15 protein-coding genes are annotated in these 17,979 nt (G+C 45.2%); all 15 read left to right on the forward strand.

The window, feature by feature from the left end:
• Positions 1-7: 7 nt before the first annotated feature.
• The 15 genes from ACHZES_RS17585 (at position 8) to ACHZES_RS17655 (ending at position 17,963) form a co-directional block, all read left to right on the forward strand.
• The gene (locus ACHZES_RS17585; protein WP_395546952.1) at positions 8-961 is read left to right on the forward strand and encodes an NAD-dependent epimerase/dehydratase family protein; all 954 of its coding nucleotides are present in this window, start codon (positions 8-10) and stop codon (positions 959-961) included.
• A gap of 20 nt (positions 962-981) precedes the next feature.
• Positions 982-2,175, forward strand: a complete 1,194-nt coding sequence (locus ACHZES_RS17590) for a class I SAM-dependent methyltransferase (RefSeq protein ID WP_395546951.1) — start codon at positions 982-984, stop codon at positions 2,173-2,175.
• A 9-nt stretch (positions 2,176-2,184) separates the two neighbouring features.
• A complete protein-coding gene (locus ACHZES_RS17595; protein ID WP_038277614.1) occupies positions 2,185-3,252 on the forward strand; it encodes a zinc-binding dehydrogenase in 1,068 nt (355 codons plus the stop codon).
• 4 nt (positions 3,253-3,256) lie between these two features.
• Positions 3,257-4,264 carry a glycosyltransferase family 2 protein gene (locus ACHZES_RS17600; RefSeq protein WP_038277616.1) on the forward strand — a complete coding sequence of 336 codons (1,008 nt, stop codon included), beginning with the start codon at positions 3,257-3,259 and terminating at the stop codon, positions 4,262-4,264.
• The gene (locus tag ACHZES_RS17605) at positions 4,261-6,453 is read left to right on the forward strand and encodes a glycosyltransferase (protein WP_395546950.1); all 2,193 of its coding nucleotides are present in this window, start codon (positions 4,261-4,263) and stop codon (positions 6,451-6,453) included. The genes ACHZES_RS17600 and ACHZES_RS17605 overlap by 4 nt, the downstream gene beginning before the upstream one ends.
• 1 nt (position 6,454) lies before the next feature.
• Positions 6,455-7,438, forward strand: coding sequence for a glycosyltransferase family 2 protein (locus ACHZES_RS17610; RefSeq protein WP_395546949.1), 984 nt, complete (start codon positions 6,455-6,457; stop codon positions 7,436-7,438).
• Positions 7,439-7,542: 104 nt separating this feature from the next.
• Entirely contained in the window at positions 7,543-8,961 is a 1,419-nt protein-coding gene (locus tag ACHZES_RS17615) for an undecaprenyl-phosphate glucose phosphotransferase (protein WP_038277699.1), read from the forward strand.
• A 36-nt stretch (positions 8,962-8,997) separates the two neighbouring features.
• Positions 8,998-11,160 carry an LCP family protein gene (locus ACHZES_RS17620; protein WP_395546948.1) on the forward strand — a complete coding sequence of 721 codons (2,163 nt, stop codon included), beginning with the start codon at positions 8,998-9,000 and terminating at the stop codon, positions 11,158-11,160.
• 180 nt (positions 11,161-11,340) lie between these two features.
• The gene (locus tag ACHZES_RS17625; RefSeq protein ID WP_038277622.1) at positions 11,341-12,822 is read left to right on the forward strand and encodes a S1C family serine protease; all 1,482 of its coding nucleotides are present in this window, start codon (positions 11,341-11,343) and stop codon (positions 12,820-12,822) included.
• 305 nt (positions 12,823-13,127) lie between these two features.
• Positions 13,128-13,409 (forward strand): DUF2325 domain-containing protein, encoded by a 282-nt coding sequence (locus tag ACHZES_RS17630; protein ID WP_038277624.1) that lies wholly within the window; start codon positions 13,128-13,130, stop codon positions 13,407-13,409.
• An 11-nt stretch (positions 13,410-13,420) separates the two neighbouring features.
• Positions 13,421-13,972, forward strand: coding sequence for a DUF3793 family protein (locus ACHZES_RS17635; RefSeq protein ID WP_395546947.1), 552 nt, complete (start codon positions 13,421-13,423; stop codon positions 13,970-13,972).
• Positions 13,973-14,009: 37 nt separating this feature from the next.
• The gene (locus tag ACHZES_RS17640) at positions 14,010-14,435 is read left to right on the forward strand and encodes a flavodoxin (RefSeq protein ID WP_395546946.1); all 426 of its coding nucleotides are present in this window, start codon (positions 14,010-14,012) and stop codon (positions 14,433-14,435) included.
• A gap of 212 nt (positions 14,436-14,647) precedes the next feature.
• Positions 14,648-16,081 carry an ATP-dependent Clp protease ATP-binding subunit ClpX gene (gene clpX, locus ACHZES_RS17645; protein WP_395546945.1) on the forward strand — a complete coding sequence of 478 codons (1,434 nt, stop codon included), beginning with the start codon at positions 14,648-14,650 and terminating at the stop codon, positions 16,079-16,081.
• 75 nt (positions 16,082-16,156) lie between these two features.
• A complete protein-coding gene (locus ACHZES_RS17650) occupies positions 16,157-16,624 on the forward strand; it encodes a signal peptidase II (RefSeq protein WP_038277632.1) in 468 nt (155 codons plus the stop codon).
• Between the two features lie 88 nt (positions 16,625-16,712).
• Complete coding sequence (locus ACHZES_RS17655; RefSeq protein ID WP_038277634.1) at positions 16,713-17,963, forward strand: HlyC/CorC family transporter; 1,251 nt, start codon at positions 16,713-16,715, stop codon at positions 17,961-17,963.
• Positions 17,964-17,979 lie beyond the last annotated feature (16 nt).

Consider the following 17,979-nt stretch of genomic DNA (forward strand, 5'->3'; position numbering starts at 1 on the left):
AAAAGCGTTGAACGTTGTTGTAACAGGGGCCACCAGTTTTCTTGGGAGAGCATTGGTTGACCGGCTATTAATAGAGAAGAATCAGGTTTTTGCCGTGATCCGTCCCGGTTCAAAGAATATCGGAAGCCTTGCAGCCGAGCGGGAGGGTCTTGTACGAATCGAACGTAGCTTAGAAGAGCTTCATAATCTCGACCAGGTGATTCACGAGCCCTGCCAGGCATTTTACCATTTTGGCTGGGATGGCTCCGGGAGTGAAAACCGGATGAAACGGGAGGTTCAGCAGAAGAATGTGGAGGATTCCTTAAAAGCTTTGGAAGGAGCCAGACGACTTGGCTGCAAACGCTTTCTTTTCAGCGGTTCCCAGGCGGAGTATGGAATTCATAATGATACAATGAAAGAGGAGATGCCGTGTAATCCGGTCTCCGAATATGGCAGAGCCAAGCTGGAATTTTTAAACAGGGCATTGGAATTAACAGAGAACTGGAAAAAGACAGGCGTTTCAGAGATGGAATATATCCATACCAGAATATTCAGCGTATACGGCCCCGGAGATCATCCCTGGTCTCTGGTGGAAAGCTGCCTTAAGGCATTTCACAGAGGAGAGTATATTTCACTGGGGGAATGTACACAAATATGGAACTTTTTATATCTCGATGACTGCATTCAGGCGCTGATACTTTTGATGGAACAAGAGAAAGAATCCGTTTCCGGAATTTATAATGTAGCAGGACCGGAAAGAGAAAACAGGCCTTTAAGAGAATACATCCGGATCATGTATGAAGTTTTAGGCTTTCACGGAAGCTATAGCTATGGAAGAAGAGCGCCTAACGCAGAGGGACCGGCAAATCTGATTCCTGATATAAAAAAGCTGGAAAGAGCAACCGGATGGCAGCCTCTGGTAGATTTTCCAGAAGGAATCCGGCGGACAATCCGCTTGAATCATTCGGTTACAAAATATTGACATGGAGGATTTTTTGTGGTATGAGAAATAGGATTTGTATTGTGTGCGGCAGACCTCTTGGGGAAACGCCTTTGATGACCCTTGCGGATATGCCTGCTTCGGCTCAGGATATTCCGGTTAAGGAAGAACTGGGAGAGGAGCAGGGAATCACCCTTTCTCTTCATCAGTGTGAGGCATGCGGTCTGGTACAGTTTGATTGTGAACCTGTGGCATACTACAAGGACGTGATCCGCTCCGGCGGCTTTACCACTACCATGGTAAACTTAAGAAAAAGCCAGTACCGGCATTTTATAGACAAATATCATCTGGAAGGAAAAAAGCTGATTGAAGCAGGATGCGGCCAGGGAGAATTTCTTGGCGTACTGTCAGACTTTCCTGTAAAGGCTTATGGTATCGAAAACAGGGAAAGTCTTGTCCGTCTTGCAAGAGAAAAAGGTCTTACAGTCTGGAAGCAGTTTGCAGCGGAAGGGGAAATCCTTGCAGCCGATGACGGCAGCGCAGGCGGCCCCTATGACGGGTTTCTCTCCTTTAATTTTCTGGAGCATCAGCCGGATCCGGTGGGAATGCTCCGCTGCATTGCAGACAACTTATCAGAAGAGGGCGTGGGCTTAATTACAGTTCCAAGCCTGGAATATATCCTGCAGTATGACGGATATTATGAACTGATCCGGGACCATCTTGCCTATTATACCTTTGACACCCTGCGCTATGCAGTAGAAAAGGCCGGGTTTCAGGTATTAGAAGAGGAAATGATAAACCGGGATACCCTTTCTGTCATTGTTAGGAAAAAGAAGCGAACAGCCGAACAGGCAGAAGATAACAGAAAGCATACACCGCTAGACATCTCCGGACTGAAAGAAAGCCTTGGTACCATTGGCAGGGAACTGGAGGGACTGGCCGACAGTCTTAAGAGTCAGGGAAAAACTTTAGGTATATGGGGTGCCAGCCACCAAGGCTTTACTCTGGCTTCTACAACGGTCATCGGCCAATTTGCAAGATATATTATTGATTCCGCACCCTTTAAGCAGGGCAAGTACGCCCCTGCCTCCCATCTTCCCATTGTACCCCCGGATCATTATCATATGGACCCGGTAGACGCCATATTGATCGTGGCTCCTGGCTATACCAAAGAGATAGCGGAAATCATAGAGGAAAAATTTGGCGGTCATGTAGAGATTTTAGCGTTAAAATCCAATCATTTGGAAAGGATATAAGAAAAACCTATGAAAGCTTTTGTTTTGATCGAACCTGGCAAGGTCGGCTGGTATGATGCGCCGGAACCTGTCATAACTCCCTATGGGGCAATCCTTCGCCCGATCGCGGTGACCCCCTGTTCCTCTGATGTCCACACGGTATATGGCGGAGGCTCGCGCAAGGCTCCCAACCTGATTCTGGGACATGAATGTGTGGCGGAAGTCTTGGAAACCGGAGAGCTGGTCTGCGACTTTAAAGCCGGAGATCTTGTGGCAGTACCTGCCATCACGCCGGACTGGAGAGCCTGCGGAATCCAGGAAGGGAATTTTAAGCATGCGACCGCTCCATTTTCCGGCCACCAGCTTGGAAGGACGGCTCCGGGAGTATTTGCGGAGAAATTTCTAATTCCTGATGCGGATACCACTTTGGCGAAAATCCCTGAGGGAATCACATTGGAGCAGGCGCTCATGTGCGTGGATGTCGTTACTACAGGCTTTACAGGAGCCGAGTTTGCTGATATTAAAATCGGCGATACCGTAGTTGTCCTGGGAATCGGCCCCATTGGGCTCATGGCGATTGAAGGAGCGCGCCATCTGGGCGCCGCAAGGATCCTGGCTGTCGGCAGCAGGCCCATTTGTGTAAAGCTTGCCAGGGAGTTCGGAGCTACAGAGGTCTTAAGCTACAAAGATGGAAATGTAACGGAACAGGTCATGGAACGAACAGGAGGTCTGGGCGCTGACGGTGTCATCATCTGCGGAGGCGGGGATGAGGTCTTTGCTCAGGCGGTGGATATGGCAAAATACGGGATCGGAACCATATCCAATGTGAATTACTATGGCGGAACCGGAAACCTTCCCTTTCCTAAGTTTTCAGGCGGACGGGGCATGGCGGGAAAGACCATTCACACTGAGCTTGCAAAAGGCGGCAGAGTGAGAATAGAACGCCTTTTACAAATGGTCCAGTATGGAAGGATCAATCCTGAAAAGCTGGTAACTCACCATCTTAATGGCTTAGAGCAGGTGGAGACAGCTCTGCAGCTAATGAAAGAAAAGCCGGAAGATTTAATTAAAGTGATGGTTCGGATAGATTGGAAGTGAACATATGAAAACAATTAGCATCGTGGTGCCCTGTTACAATGAGGAAGAAAATATAAATGCTTTGTATCAGGCGATAGACCATATTTTTAATACAGAATTGCCAAAATACACCTATGAACTGATTTTTATTGATAATGATTCGAAGGACCGCACCAGGGAGATCATCCGTGGTTTGTGTGACGAGGATAAAAGGGTAAAGGGGATTTTTAACGCCAAGAATTTCGGGCAGTTCAATTCTCCTTATTATGCAATGCTCCAGTCAACGGGGGACTGTACCATTCTTATGGCAGCAGATTTCCAGGACCCGGTGGAGATGATCCCAAAGTATGTGAAGGAATGGGAGAAAGGTTATAAGATCGTCATCGGAATCAAAAAATCCAGCAAAGAGAATAAGATCATGTATTGGCTGAGAAGCTGCTATTATAAGACCATTAAAAAGCTTTCCGATGTGGAACAGATCGAACATTTCACTGGATTTGGCTTATACGATCAAAAGTTTATAAAGGTTCTTCAGGAGCTTGATGACCCGACTCCCTTCCTTCGTGGAATTGTGGCAGAGCTTGGATTTCGGCGTAGAGAGATCCCATATGAGCAGCCGAAAAGACGGGCAGGAAAGACCAGCAATAATTTTTACCGCCTGTATGATGCGGCCATGTTAAGCGTTACCTCTTATACTAAGGTAGGGCTTCGTCTGGCAACCATTTTCGGAAGCATCTGCTCCTTTGCCAGCATGATGGTGGCACTGATCTATCTGATTATGAAACTGGTGTACTGGGACCGTTTTCCGGCAGGTATGGCTCCTCTTTTGATCGGCATGTGTTTTCTTGGCTCTGTGCAGATCTTTTTTATCGGACTTGTAGGAGAATACGTTCTGTCCATCAATGCCCGTGTTATGAAGCGGCCTCTAGTCATTGAGGAGGAAAGAATCAATTTTACGGAAAAAGAGGAAATTTGTCCAGAAGATGGGATACTTTTAATGTCGGCATCCATGGAGAATGGGGAACAAAGATGAAATATAAGATAGATGTAGCAAGAATCCGTGAAAATTCAATCGTTTTAAACGGATGGGTCATTGGAAAGAGCCTTGACTCAGAGGCGGCATTTGAGGTTTTGGACGGGCAGGAAAAAAGCGTAGAATTTAAGTATGTCCCGGTGCGCAGAGATGATGTGTGCCAGATCTACTTTAAGAAAACAGCCGACAGGGATTTAGGGTTTGATATCCGAATTCCCTATATCCGGGAGAAAAACGAGGACAGAATCCTGGTGATCCGGTGCGACGGAAAAACTGTCAGAGTGAAGTTAAATGCACAGATCATTGAAAGACAGAACAGTTCTGCCCATAAAAAGGGCACAAAGCTGAAAAGCATGATGAATGCACAGACCTTCCGGTCAGCCGCGGATTTCTGGAAAGAAAACGGCTTTAAGGCTTTTGTATTAAAATCCAGGCACAAGCTTCAGGGAATTGACAGTGATTATGATTATCCGGAATGGTATGCGCTTACGAAAACCACGGACGAAGAGCTGGAAGCCCAGAGAAAGACGACTTTTGATTATAGACCCAAGATGTCTGTGGTAATACCAGCCTTTAAAACACCGGAGCGCTATCTGGCGGCTATGCTGGATTCCCTGCTGGCTCAGACCTATGGAAACTGGGAAGTGTGCATTGCAGACGGAAGCCCAAAAGGCGAGGGTGTGGAACGGGTATTAAAACGCTATGCCTTAAAGGATGAGCGGATCCGTTATGTAATTCTTGGCGAGAATAAAGGAATTGCAGGAAATACCAATGCTGCAATTGAGATGGCAACAGGAGATTTTATTGTCCTTGCGGACCATGACGATACCCTTGCTCCCGATGCATTGTTTGAGTGTGTAAAAACAATTAATTCCGATCCGGAAATTGATGTGGTTTATACCGATGAAGATAAGCTTGACATTGACGGAGGAGAATTATTTGAACCGCATTTTAAACCGGATTTTAACCCGGATCTGTTAACAAGTGTCAATTATATCTGTCACTTATTTGTAGTAAACCATGAGCTGCTCATGGAGGTAGGAGGCTTCCGGGAAGAATTTGACGGGGCACAGGATTATGATTTTATTTTCCGCTGCACGGAAAAAGCCAGAAAGATATCCCATATCCCTAAGGCTCTGTATCACTGGCGCTGCCATCAGAATTCCACCGCAAGCAATCCGGAAAGCAAATTATATGCTTTTGAGGCAGGGGCAAGAGCCATTAAGGCTCACTATGACCGGGTCGGCATAGAGGCACTGTCCGTTGAAAAAGGTATTGATTACGGAATCTATCGTACTACCTTTAAGATAGCAGGAGATCCTCTGATTTCCGTTATCATTCCCAGCAAGGATCACAGCACAGATCTGGATCTGTGTATTCGTTCCATCATAGAGAAGACCACATATCAAAATCTGGAATTCATTGTTGTGGAAAATAACAGCACGGAACCTGAAACCTTTGCGTATTATGAAAGGATCCAGAAAGAGTTTTCTTTTGTCCATGTGGTTACGTGGGAACGGGAATTTAATTATTCCGCTATCAATAACTTCGGTGTTGCCCATGCTAAGGGCGAGTATCTCTTATTCTTAAATAATGATACGGAAATGGTAAGTCCGGAAAGTATCCATGAGATGTTAGGCTTTTGCCAGAGAGAGGATGTGGGTGCTGTCGGGGTCAGGCTTCTCTATTCCGATGATACCATTCAGCATGCCGGTGTAGTGGTTGGCTTCGGCGGCATTGCAGGGCATACCTTTATCGGCCTTCATAAGGCGGAGAGCAGCTATTTCAATCAGGCTATGTGCGCCAGGGATTACAGCGCTGTAACAGCAGCCTGCATGATGAGCAAAAAATCTCTGTTTGAAGAAGTGGGAGGCTTTTCTGAGGATCTTGCCGTTGCCTTTAACGATATCGATTACTGCATGAAGATAAGGTGCTTAAATAAACTGGTGGTCTACGCTCCATACGCCCTGTTCTATCATTACGAGTCAAAATCAAGAGGGCTTGAGGATACGCCGGAGAAAGTGGCCCGCTTTAACGAGGAAATCAAAAAGTTTTCCCGGAAATGGCCGGAGATCTTAAAAGACGGGGATCCTTATTATAATCCCAATCTGACCCTGCGTAAATCCAATTTTGCCCTTCGGGACCTTCGCAAAGAAAAAATCGGGGAACCCTATCAGCTTGAGGTATGAGATGGAGAAGAAAGTAACGGTTATTATTCCAAATTATAACGGACTAAAATTTATGGAACCTTGTTTTAAGGCCCTGGAAGCTCAGAGTGATAAGAACTTTGAGCTTCTTGTGGTGGATAACGGTTCCACAGACGGAAGCGTGGAGTGGCTGAAGGATAGAAACATTCCGTCTGTTTTTCTGGAGAAGAATACAGGCTTTTCCGGGGCCGTGAATGTGGGAATCCGCCATGCGAAAACCCCTTATGTCATTTTGTTAAACAATGACACGGAACCGGAACCTGATTATGTAAAAGAACTGGTGCATGCCATGGACCGGTCGCCTAAGATATTTTCTGTCAGCAGTAAGATGATCCAGCTATATCATAAGGAGCTTATGGATGATGCAGGGGATATGTACAGCATATTAGGCTGGGCTTATCAGAGAGGCGTAGGACAAAGCATTAAGGGCTATCAAAAGGCACGAAGCGTTTTCGCCGCCTGCGCGGGAGCTGCCATCTACAGGCGGGAAGTGTTTGATGAGATCGGAGGCTTTGACGAGTCCCACTTCGCCTATCTGGAAGATATTGATGTGGGATATCGGGCGAAGATTTATGGATATGAAAATGTATATTGCCCCACAGCCGTGGTTTATCATGTGGGCAGCGGAACCAGCGGTTCTAAGTACAATTCCTTTAAGGTCCGGCTGGCTGCCAGAAATAATGTTTATTTGAATTATAAGAATATGCCTGTTTTGCAGCTTTTAGTGAATCTGCTTCCCATTTTAGCGGGAACCTTTGTGAAGTACTTGTTTTTCAAAAAGATTGGTTTTGCTTCCGATTATATGGAAGGGTTAAAAGAAGGGCTAAGGACTGCAAAGAATACCAGGAAGGTACCGTTCCGAATGTCCCATCTTGGTAATTATTTTCGGATTGAAGGAGAGCTGATCTTTGGCACGTTCCTCTATATATGGGAATTTTTACGAAGAAAGTTAAAAATTTTCAGGTGATTTTAAGAATATTTTAATGGCATCATATTGACATATCATGTATAATATACGGGAATTATGGTGGAGAAATATGGTGCTATGCACGAATGGAAGGTTTTGCTGCTATGATTAAGGATAATCAGAAAAAATTAAATGGGTTTCATGTAGTGCTGGATGGACTGGTCATTGTAATATCCTATGTATTTGCCTGGCTGCTTCTTTTACTGGGAAATCGGTTGTTCAGTCCTGATAAACAGGTTTTAAGGCCACAGTACTATTTTGCGGCGCTTCTTATCATATTGCCGACCTATCTGCTGCTTTACGGCATCTTCCATTTGTATGCCCCAAAGAGAGTTCAGGAGAGGCGGTATGAGTTCGCCAATATCTGCAAGGCCAATCTCCTGGGAGTTCTGCTTTTTGCCCTGATTCTGACACTGGCTAAAAAGAATCCTTATTTAAAAGAGTTCTCTACCAGGATGGTATTTTATTTTTGTGCGATCAACATAACCCTGGAGACAGCCGTTCGGAATGTGCTCCGTTCGATGCTCCGCTCCATGCGCGCCAAGGGCTACAATCAGAAGCACATCCTTTTAATTGGTTACAGCCGTGCGGCGGAAGGCTTCATAGACAGGGTTCGGGTGAATCCTGAATGGGGCTATCAGATCAAGGGAATCCTTGACAACACAAAGGAATGGGGAACCGGATACAAGGGGATCAATGTCATCGGCAAGGTTCGTGACTTAGATGAGATCCTTGCGTTAAATTCTCTTGATGAAATCGCCATTACCTTAAGTATCAAAGAATATGCGAATTTGGAAAGAATTGTGGCTTCCTGTGAAAAATCAGGTGTCCATACCAAGTTTATACCGGACTATAATAACATGATACCTACAAGACCCTTTATAGAGGATCTGCAGGGACTGCCGGTAGTCAACATCCGCCGTGTGCCTCTTACGGATACGGTAAATGCCCTGATGAAACGAATCGTAGACATTTTTGGAGCCTCTGTAGCTCTGATCTTATTTTCTCCTGTCATGCTCATCACAGCAGTTCTTATTAAGCTGACTGCGCCGGGACCGCTTATTTACAAACAAGAGAGAGTCGGCCTTCATAACAGGTCGTTTCCTATGTATAAATTCCGTTCCATGGTGGTGCAGACCGCTACTGAGGAAAAAACGAAATGGACGACCCCCCATGATTCCCGTGTAACGCCTGTAGGACGTTTTATCAGGAAGACCAGCATTGATGAAATGCCCCAGTTTATCAATGTCCTTCGTGGAGACATGAGCCTGGTGGGGCCAAGGCCGGAACGGCCTCTCTTTGTTGAGAAGTTTAAAGAGGAGATTCCCCGTTATATGATCAAGCATCAGGTCCGTCCTGGAATTACCGGTTGGGCCCAAGTGAACGGTTACCGCGGCGACACTTCCATCACAAAGAGAATTGAACACGATTTGTATTACATCGAAAACTGGACCCTGGGATTTGATTTTAAGATTTTATTTCTTACCATATTCAAAGGGTTTATTAATAAAAATGCGTATTGATACTGGATACGACACGATTAGGATGAGGTTAAATAAATGAGAAATGAATTTGACGATGAAGTAGGCCGTGAAGATATAAGGAAAAGAAAGCGCGGTTACGACTCAAAACCAGATCCGTCTGATGATGATTACTACCTGGATGATGATTATGATAATTATCAGGAACAGAAATATAGCAGATCAAATCAGTCGGCAGCCGGTCACGATTTATTAAAAAAGGCTGATGATGTGTCCGTAAGGAGAGGCGGAGCTGGGGAAAGAACCAGGAGCGCTGACCGGTCTAATCAATCATCGGGAGACGGCCAGGCAGCCTTTCGAGGACAGCCCTCATCGGCCGCCGGTTCAGGTAAAAGCCATGGGGCAGCGGGAAACCGTGTTGCTTCAGGAAATAGCCAGGGAACAGCGGGAAGTCGTGTTGTTTCAGTAGATGGCCAGAGAGCAGCGGGAAGCCGTGCTGATTCAGTAGATGGCCAGAGAGCAGCGGCAAACCGTACTGCCGCAGGTATTAGCCAGGGAGCATCGGTAAACCGTGCTTCAGGAAATAGCCAGAGAGCAGCAGGAGGCCGGACTGCTTCGGGAAATGTCCAGGGCTCATCAAGAGGCCAGATTGTCATAGGAGACGGCGGCACAAAGCAGCAGCAGAGGGTGCCGGCACAGGATAAAAGTGTGGCCGCAAGCCGGTCAGCGGCTCAGGCTGAAAAAAAGAGAAAAGTCAGACGTGTCATTCTTATGGTGGTTCTTGAAATCTTTACACTGGCAGGCATTTTCGCCTATGCTTATGTAGCCAGACTGATGGGATCCATCAATAGACCGGATGATTTTAATAAAAGCCAGGTAAGCAATGATATCCTATCTCCTATACAGAAACAGCATATGACCGGCTATCGCACCATTGCAATATTTGGTCTTGATGGTCGTGATGGTAGTATCAATAAAGGAAGTAACTCTGATTTAATTATGATTTGCAATATTAACAGAGATACGGGTGAGATCAGGCTTGTATCCGTATACCGTGATACATACATGAGTATTGGTGAAGGATATTCTTATAACAAGATAAATGCCGCCTATGCCAATGGGGGAGCCGCTCAGGCCCTGGCTGCCCTCAACCGGGATCTGGATCTGGATATTACCGAATTTGTTACCTTCAACTGGAAATCGGTTGCTGACGGAATCAATATGCTTGGCGGTGTAGACATTGATATCACCAAGCCAGAGTTCCGTTACATCAATTCCTTTATCACAGAAACCGTGAAGGAAACAGGCGTGCCTTCGGTTCATCTTAAATCAGCAGGAATGAACCATTTAGATGGTGTGCAGGCAGTTGCCTATGCCAGACTGAGAAAAATGGATACTGACTTTCAAAGAACAGAACGTCAGCGTCTCGTAATAGAAAAGACCTTTGAAAAAGCAAAGAAGGCCGATCTTGGACTGCTTAACAGGATTTTATTGATGGAAGTGGATCAGATCGGGTCAAACCTTACCTTTAGTGACTTTACAGAGCTGCTTTTGGATATAAACAAGTATCATATCGGCAAAACGGGTGGTTTTCCGTTTACCCGGGGTGATATGACGGTAGGAAAAAGAGGAGACTGCGTAATTCCTCAAACATTGGAATCCAATGTTTCCGAACTCCATAAACTTCTTTTTGATAAGGAAGACTATGAGCCATCGGACATGGTTAAAAAAATAAGCGCTAAAATAGCAGCTGATACCGGCATGTATAAACAAGGTAGCACCTCGAACAACAGCACGAAAGACGATGATTCAAAGAAGGCAACAGAAGCGACGAAACCAGAGAAAACCACTGCAGCAGAAGAATCTTCCGCACAAGAAGGTTCCACAGAAACTACAGATGGAAGTGGAAAACCAGGAAAGCCTACGGATCCCTCAGAGAGCAGTACGGGTGAGACTAAGGAAACCAAGCCTGGGGAGTCAAGGCCTTCAGAAACGACAACTGGAGCAACGAAGCCAGGGGAAACAAAACCTTCCCCTTCTACCGGTGAACCGGAGACGACCACATCCCCTCATGGACCAGGGCCAGGTCAAACAACGGCACCTAACGAGACAACGGCTCCTCAGACATCCTCAGCAGGACCTGGCGGACCGGGCGAAACAACGTCTTCCCATCCTTCCAATCCGTCGAATGGCGGGGGTTCGGATGTCCCGATTGTGGTTCAGCCGCCAACCAACAATTAATTAGATAATTAATAGATGAATACCCCGCAGACAGGGCTTGACGATTAAAAAGGCCGCTGATGCGGGGATTTTTTTCTTTTCACATATTCAATATAATTTTATCACAAAATGGTCACAATTCATTGATAGACTCTGATTATCAAAAGAAATTAGAGGTATACATGAAAGGAGATAGATCTTATGTATGACGAAAATGAAAGCAAAGACACAGGCCGCGTGAATCCTGAAGAGAATAAAGAAGAAGCTGTTACCACAAATTTTATTATGAGGGATCCGGATTTGGATAAATCCAGTGCTCAGGACTCCGAAAGCAGCAGCCAGAATCAGTCCCAGGCCCAGACACACAGCTCTTATGAAGCAGAGCAGAATATTCCTCATTACCAGGAATACCAATACCACAGGGCAGCAGATCAAAATACATTCCGGGAGGAAGCAATGCCTAAGAGAAAAGGCGGCTTTGCAAAGAAGGCAGCCGGCCTTGTAGGAGGAGCTCTTGTCTTTGGAGTAGTTGCCGGAAGCACCATGGTTGGAATCAACTGGGCAGCCGGAGCTTACGGAAGTAAAAACCCTGTGGAGATCAGCAAGGCAGAAACCATTCCCTCCACCACCAACGAATCAGGGGTCCAGGCATCAAACACTTCCAACGTTACCGCTTCCAATGATGTTTCAGCCATCGTAGACAAAGCAATGCCATCCGTAGTTGCGATTACCAGCAAGATGGTTTATGAAAGTCAGACATGGTTCGGCCCTATGCAGAGAGAAGGGGTGGGCAGCGGCTCCGGGATCGTTGTTGGCAAGAATGATGATGAACTTTTAATCGTAACCAATAACCATGTCGTACAGGGGGCAGAGGAACTGAAGGTTACCTTTATTGACCAGGTAGCCGTAGATGCTTCCATAAAGGGAACGGATGCAGACAGTGATCTGGCAGTAATTGCGGTTCCAATAAAAAATATTTCTTCCGATACATTATCAAAGATTGCCATTGCCTCACTTGGAAATTCCGATGACTTAAAGGTCGGCCAGGGAGTTGTCGCCATTGGCAATGCTCTTGGCTATGGACAGTCTGTTACCGTTGGTTATGTCAGTGCTCTTGACCGTTCTGTACAGACCGAGGATGGCACAAGCCGTGATCTGCTTCAGACCGATGCGGCCATTAATCCCGGCAACAGCGGCGGCGCTCTGTTAAATATGCACGGCGAGGTAGTCGGTATCAATTCAGCCAAATATTCTTCTACAGAAGTAGAGGGTATGGGGTATGCGATCCCCATTTCCAAGGCTCAGGATATCATTGATACTTTGATGACCAGAAAAACCAGAACACAGGTTACCGATGCAAATCAGGGATATTTAGGAATTCAGTGCAAGAATATTGATGCAGTCACAAGCCAGCAGCTTGGAATGCCGCAGGGCGTGTTTATCTATAAGATCGTAGAAGGCGGAGCTGCTTCCCAGTCTGATCTGCGGGAAAAAGATATTATTACCAAGTTTGACGGCCAGGGTATTAAGACTTATGATGACCTGACAAACATGCTTAAATATTACGAAGGAGGAACCACCGTGACTCTTACTGTCCAGTCTCTTGAAAATGGACAGTATGTGGAAAGGAATGTAGATATTACCCTTGGCAAGAGGCCTGCAGAGGCTCCGCAGCAGGGTTAAGAAAAATAAAATCTCTCCAGGTTCAGTAATTGGGCCTTGGGAGATTTTTTGCATTTAAAAATGGACCAGCCGTAATTATATGTTTTAATCTATTAAAAAGTGCTTGACAAATGCAGGGGTTTCCAGTATTGTAATATATAGTTAGTTATCACTAACCATATAAATCAATCAGCTGATCTTCGTTTCACCGGATATCTAAAGTGAGGACTGCTGTTTGATTTCTTTTATTAATTCACAGCGCCTTAGGGCGTATATCTTTTCATACATAGTTAGCTTGGACTAACCAAGGAAATGGAGGTAATTGCATGAGCGTAGTGATTGTTGGAGGAAATGAGTGCATGGTACGCCAATATAAAGAACTATGCAAGGAGTATAGCTGCTGCGCAAAGGTCTTTACGGAGTTAAAGGGTGGGATGAAGAATAAAATCGGCAAGCCTGATTTGCTGGTGCTTTTTACCAGCACCATGTCCCATAAAATGGTCCGCTGCGCATTAAGTGAGACAAAGGGACTGGATACCATAATCGCCCGTTCCCATTCCAGTTCCATGTCGGCACTGAAAAACATTCTGGTAGAACACGCCGGATAGGAGGGAAAATTATGTCGGAAGAAATGCTGATCAGGCACTGTGCGCCAACACTGGCCGGGATAAAAACCGGGAGTTTGTTTTCCTGTCCATGCCGGTCCCAGAAAGAGATCCAAAATGAGGTGAGGCGGCTGAACCGTGTGCTTGCACCAAAAGGGATCCGGGTTTTGCCGCTGCGCTATTTCAAACAGAGGGCTTTGATTTATCTCTATCGTCCAAGCCACTTAGAAAGGGATTTATCTGATGGGTGTGCTTCCGCCTTGTTGAAACAATATGGCTACTCCTTTGAAAATTCCCAACGTTGTGTAGTCCAGCTTGTGAACAGGCTGCGTACCTGCTCTGGATTTCCTCACGAAATTGGTTTGTTTCTTGGCTATCCTCCGGAGGATGTTCAAGGTTTCATCGACAATAAGGCCTGTCACAGTAAATGTATCGGATGCTGGAAGGTTTACGGCGATGAGGAAAAAGCGAGGCAAACTTTTAACCGCTATAAAAAATGCACGGAAACCTATTTTGCACAGTGGTCCCAAGGCACAGCTGTTGAACGGCTCGCCGTAGCCGTTTGATATAGAAGGAATAATTGAGAAAGGTTGGTTATACATCATGAGTAAAATTGCAGTAGTTTATTGGAGCGGAACAGGAAACACCGAAGTAATGGCAAACGCTGTCTTAAAGGGAGCAAAGGAAAAGGATGCGGATGTGATCATGCTCACCCCTTCCGAATTTGAAGCTTCCATGATTGATTCTCTGGATGCCATCGCTTTTGGCTGCCCTGCCATGGGGGCGGAGGTTCTAGAGGAGAGTGAATTCGAACCCATGTTTTCGTCCTGCCTATTCAGGCTTTCGGGAAAAAAGGTTGCTCTGTTCGGTTCCTATGGATGGGGAGACGGCGAATGGATGCGTTCCTGGGAAAAGACTTGTGAAGACGCGGGCGTAGAGCTTGCTTTCGAAAGCGTTATCTGTAATGAAGAGCCTGACGGAGAGGCTGTTGCAGCTTGTAACGCGCTTGGTGCGGCTCTGGCAGAATAGGGAGATGTATTTCAAAGGGTTGAAACATTTAACCAATTGCGCTGAATACTTATATTTAGAGTATTCAGCGCTATATTTTTATCTATTGATTCGATATCAATTCAACTCATTAAAAAAATCTAAATTCCTGGCCTGCACTTGTAAGAGACTTTTAAATGCTTTATAATAATCTGGTATGCGGTGCATAATTACAGATAGAAGGAGATTACAATTTGGACGAGAAAGATTTTCCGGAAGAGAAAATGGAAGATACAGTTGCTCGCAGCTCTGACAGCGGCAAAAAGAAAAAAGACGAAGATGAGTATGAAAAAGTCTGCTATGTCTGCCGCAGGCCGGAGAATGTGACTGGGCCGATGGTTTCCATGCCCGGAGGCATGAATCTGTGCCATGATTGTATGCAGAAGGCATTTGATTCCGTAACACAGGGCGGATTTGATATAACGAAGATTCAAAATATGCCTTATATGAATTTGAATTTCAGTGATCTTGGAAGCTTAGACAAAAAAGATCTTGAGATACCCAATAAGCAGAGGGTTAAAAAGAGAGCGGAAAAGGAGCCGGGGCAGGAGCTGAATTTAAACGATATTCCGGCACCTCATGTGATCAGGCGGAAGCTTGATGATTATGTCATCGGCCAGGAGCAGGCCAAAAAGGTGATTTCCGTAGCCGTTTATAATCATTACAAAAGGGTATATCTGGCGGATTCCAAAAAGGTGGATGAGGAAGGAAATGTACAGATAGAAAAATCCAATATTTTAATGATTGGTCCTACTGGAAGCGGGAAAACCTACCTGGTTAAGACCCTGGCAAGGCTTCTTGATGTTCCTTTGGCTATTGCCGATGCCACTTCTCTTACAGAGGCCGGATACATAGGCGATGACATAGAGAGTGTGGTATCCAAGCTGCTTGCGGCGGCTGGCAATGATGTGGATAAGGCGGAACGGGGCATTATTTTTATTGACGAGATTGATAAGATTGCAAAAAAGAAAAACACCAGCAGCAGGGATGTAAGCGGGGAGTCTGTTCAGCAGGAGCTTTTAAAACTTTTAGAGGGAAGCAGTGTGGAGGTCCCAGTGGGCTCAAACCAGAAAAATGCTCTCACCCCAATGACTTCGGTGAGCACTGAGAACATCCTGTTCATTTGCGGAGGAGCGTTCCCGGATTTAGAAGATATCATCAGGGAGCGGCTAAAGGAAAAGTCCTCAATCGGTTTTTCAGCAGAATTAAAAGACCGGTATGAGAAGGATCCCAATATCCTTACCCACGTGACCAATGAGGATTTACGCAAGTTCGGTATGATTCCTGAATTTTTAGGCCGTCTGCCCATTACAGTAACTCTGGAATCTTTAAATAAAGAGCTGCTGGTCCGGGTTTTAAAAGAACCGAAGAATGCCATTTTAAAACAGTATAAGAAGCTTTTGGAGCTTGATGAAGTGAATCTGGTATTTGAAGATGAGGCATTGGAATGGATCGCGGAAGAAGCTCTTAAGAAAAAAACAGGTGCAAGAGCCTTAAGGGCCATTATAGAAAATTTCATGCTTGATATCATGTATGAGGTTCCTAAGGATCCTAACATTGGATCCGTGGTCATAACGAGAGCTTACTTAGATAAGAATGGCGGACCTCTTATTCAGATGAGATGTTAGTAAAACGGAAATCGATGGACAAGGGATAAAAAATACAAAAGAGTGGAGATAATAAGGACGGAAGGAGTGTGGGTTATGGTATTTATTGGTATCATTGCTTTGCTGGCTGCCCTGGATCTTTTAATAAAGAGTGCCATTGAGGATCAGGAAGAAGCCGGTTTTCCTAAGGAACTGGAGGGAAGCGGCGGAAAAATTTTGCTGCATAAGAATCATAATGCCGGTTTTTCCTTTGGCTATTTTAAGGATCATCCCTCCATGGTAAAGATGATTCCCCTGGCAGTGGCATCCTTTATCGGAGGAATGCTCGCAAGCCTTCTTCAAAGAAAAGGAAACATCTTAGAAAAATTGGCGCTGTCCGTTGCCCTGGGAGGTGCGGTCAGCAATCTGTACGACAGGCTGGTCCGCCATTATGTAGTGGACTATTTCAGTATTCAGTATGGAAAGCTTAAAAAAGTAGTGTTCAATCTGGGTGACTTATTCATTTTTCTGGGCGCTGGAATTATCCTTATCGTGGAAATTATTAAAGCTTTTAAAGAACGATGAAATGTAAAAAAGCGGCTGTCTTCTTGACATAGCCGCTTTTCTATTGTAGAATCAATGATAAAATATTACAAAATAGGAGTTGATCTTTTTGGATTCGAGTGACTATATACAGTTGCTTACGTTATTTTTGTTAGTTGGAATATCAGCATTTTTCTCATCGGCTGAGACTGCGCTTACTACGGTGAATAAAATCAGGGTACGGAATTTGGCGGAGACTGGCAATAAGAATGCCATTACGCTGACTAAGATTTTAGAAAACCAGGGTCAGATGCTCAGTGCGATTCTTGTCGGTAACAATGTGGTAAACTTAACTGCCTCTTCCATGTCCACCACACTGGTTATGAGTATTTGGGGCAATAAGGCAATAGGCATTGGGACCGGTATCCTTACGCTTGTCATTCTGGTGTTCGGCGAGATAACCCCGAAAACCATTTCTACCTTGTATTCCGAGATAATATCTTTAAAATATGCAAAAGTAATCTATGCTTTTATGATTGTCATGACTCCGGTCGTTTATGTGATTCGTATTCTTTCAACAGGAGTTTTGCACGTGATCCATGTAAACCCTAACCGGAAACAGGAGCCTATCACAGAGGATGAGCTGCGGACCATTGTTGATGTGAGCCATGAGGAAGGCGTGATAGAATCAGAAGAAAGAAAGATTATAAACAACGTGTTTGATTTTGGAGATTCCGTAGCGCGGGATATTATGATTCCCCGTATTGATATGACTTTAGTAGAGGTGAATGCTGCCTATGATGAGTTGATCGATATTTTCCGGCAGGAAATGTACACCAGGATTCCGGTATACGAGGAAACCAGTGACAATGTAATCGGAATCATCAATATGAAGGATCTGCTTCTTGTCGACAGGACAGATGATTTTAATATCAGGGATTTTTTAAGAGAGCCGCTCTATACATACGAGTATAAAAAAACTGCGGAACTTATGTTAGAGATGCGCCAAACCTGCAATAACGTTGTCATCGTTTTGGATGAATACGGAGCGACGGCAGGGATGATAACCCTTGAAGATTTACTGGAAGAAATCGTCGGAGAGATCAGGGACGAGTATGACGAGGATGAAGAAAATGAACTGGTTGAGGTGGAACCTTTTGAATATCTGGTGGAAGGCTCTATGAAGCTTGATGATTTAAATGACAGGCTGGACCTTGGGCTGGAGTCTGAAGATTATGATTCCATCGGAGGCCTGATCATCGGACAGCTTGACCGGCTCCCAGAACAGGGGGAAGAGGTTGTCTGCGGCGGAATCCGCCTTGTTGTAGACGAACTGGACAAAAATAGAATCGACAGGGTTCGGATGTATTTGCCTCATTAAGGGTTTTATTGGCCGG

Source organism: Lacrimispora sanguinis (genome assembly GCF_044987295.1).
Lineage (GTDB): Bacteria > Bacillota > Clostridia > Lachnospirales > Lachnospiraceae > Lacrimispora > Lacrimispora celerecrescens_B.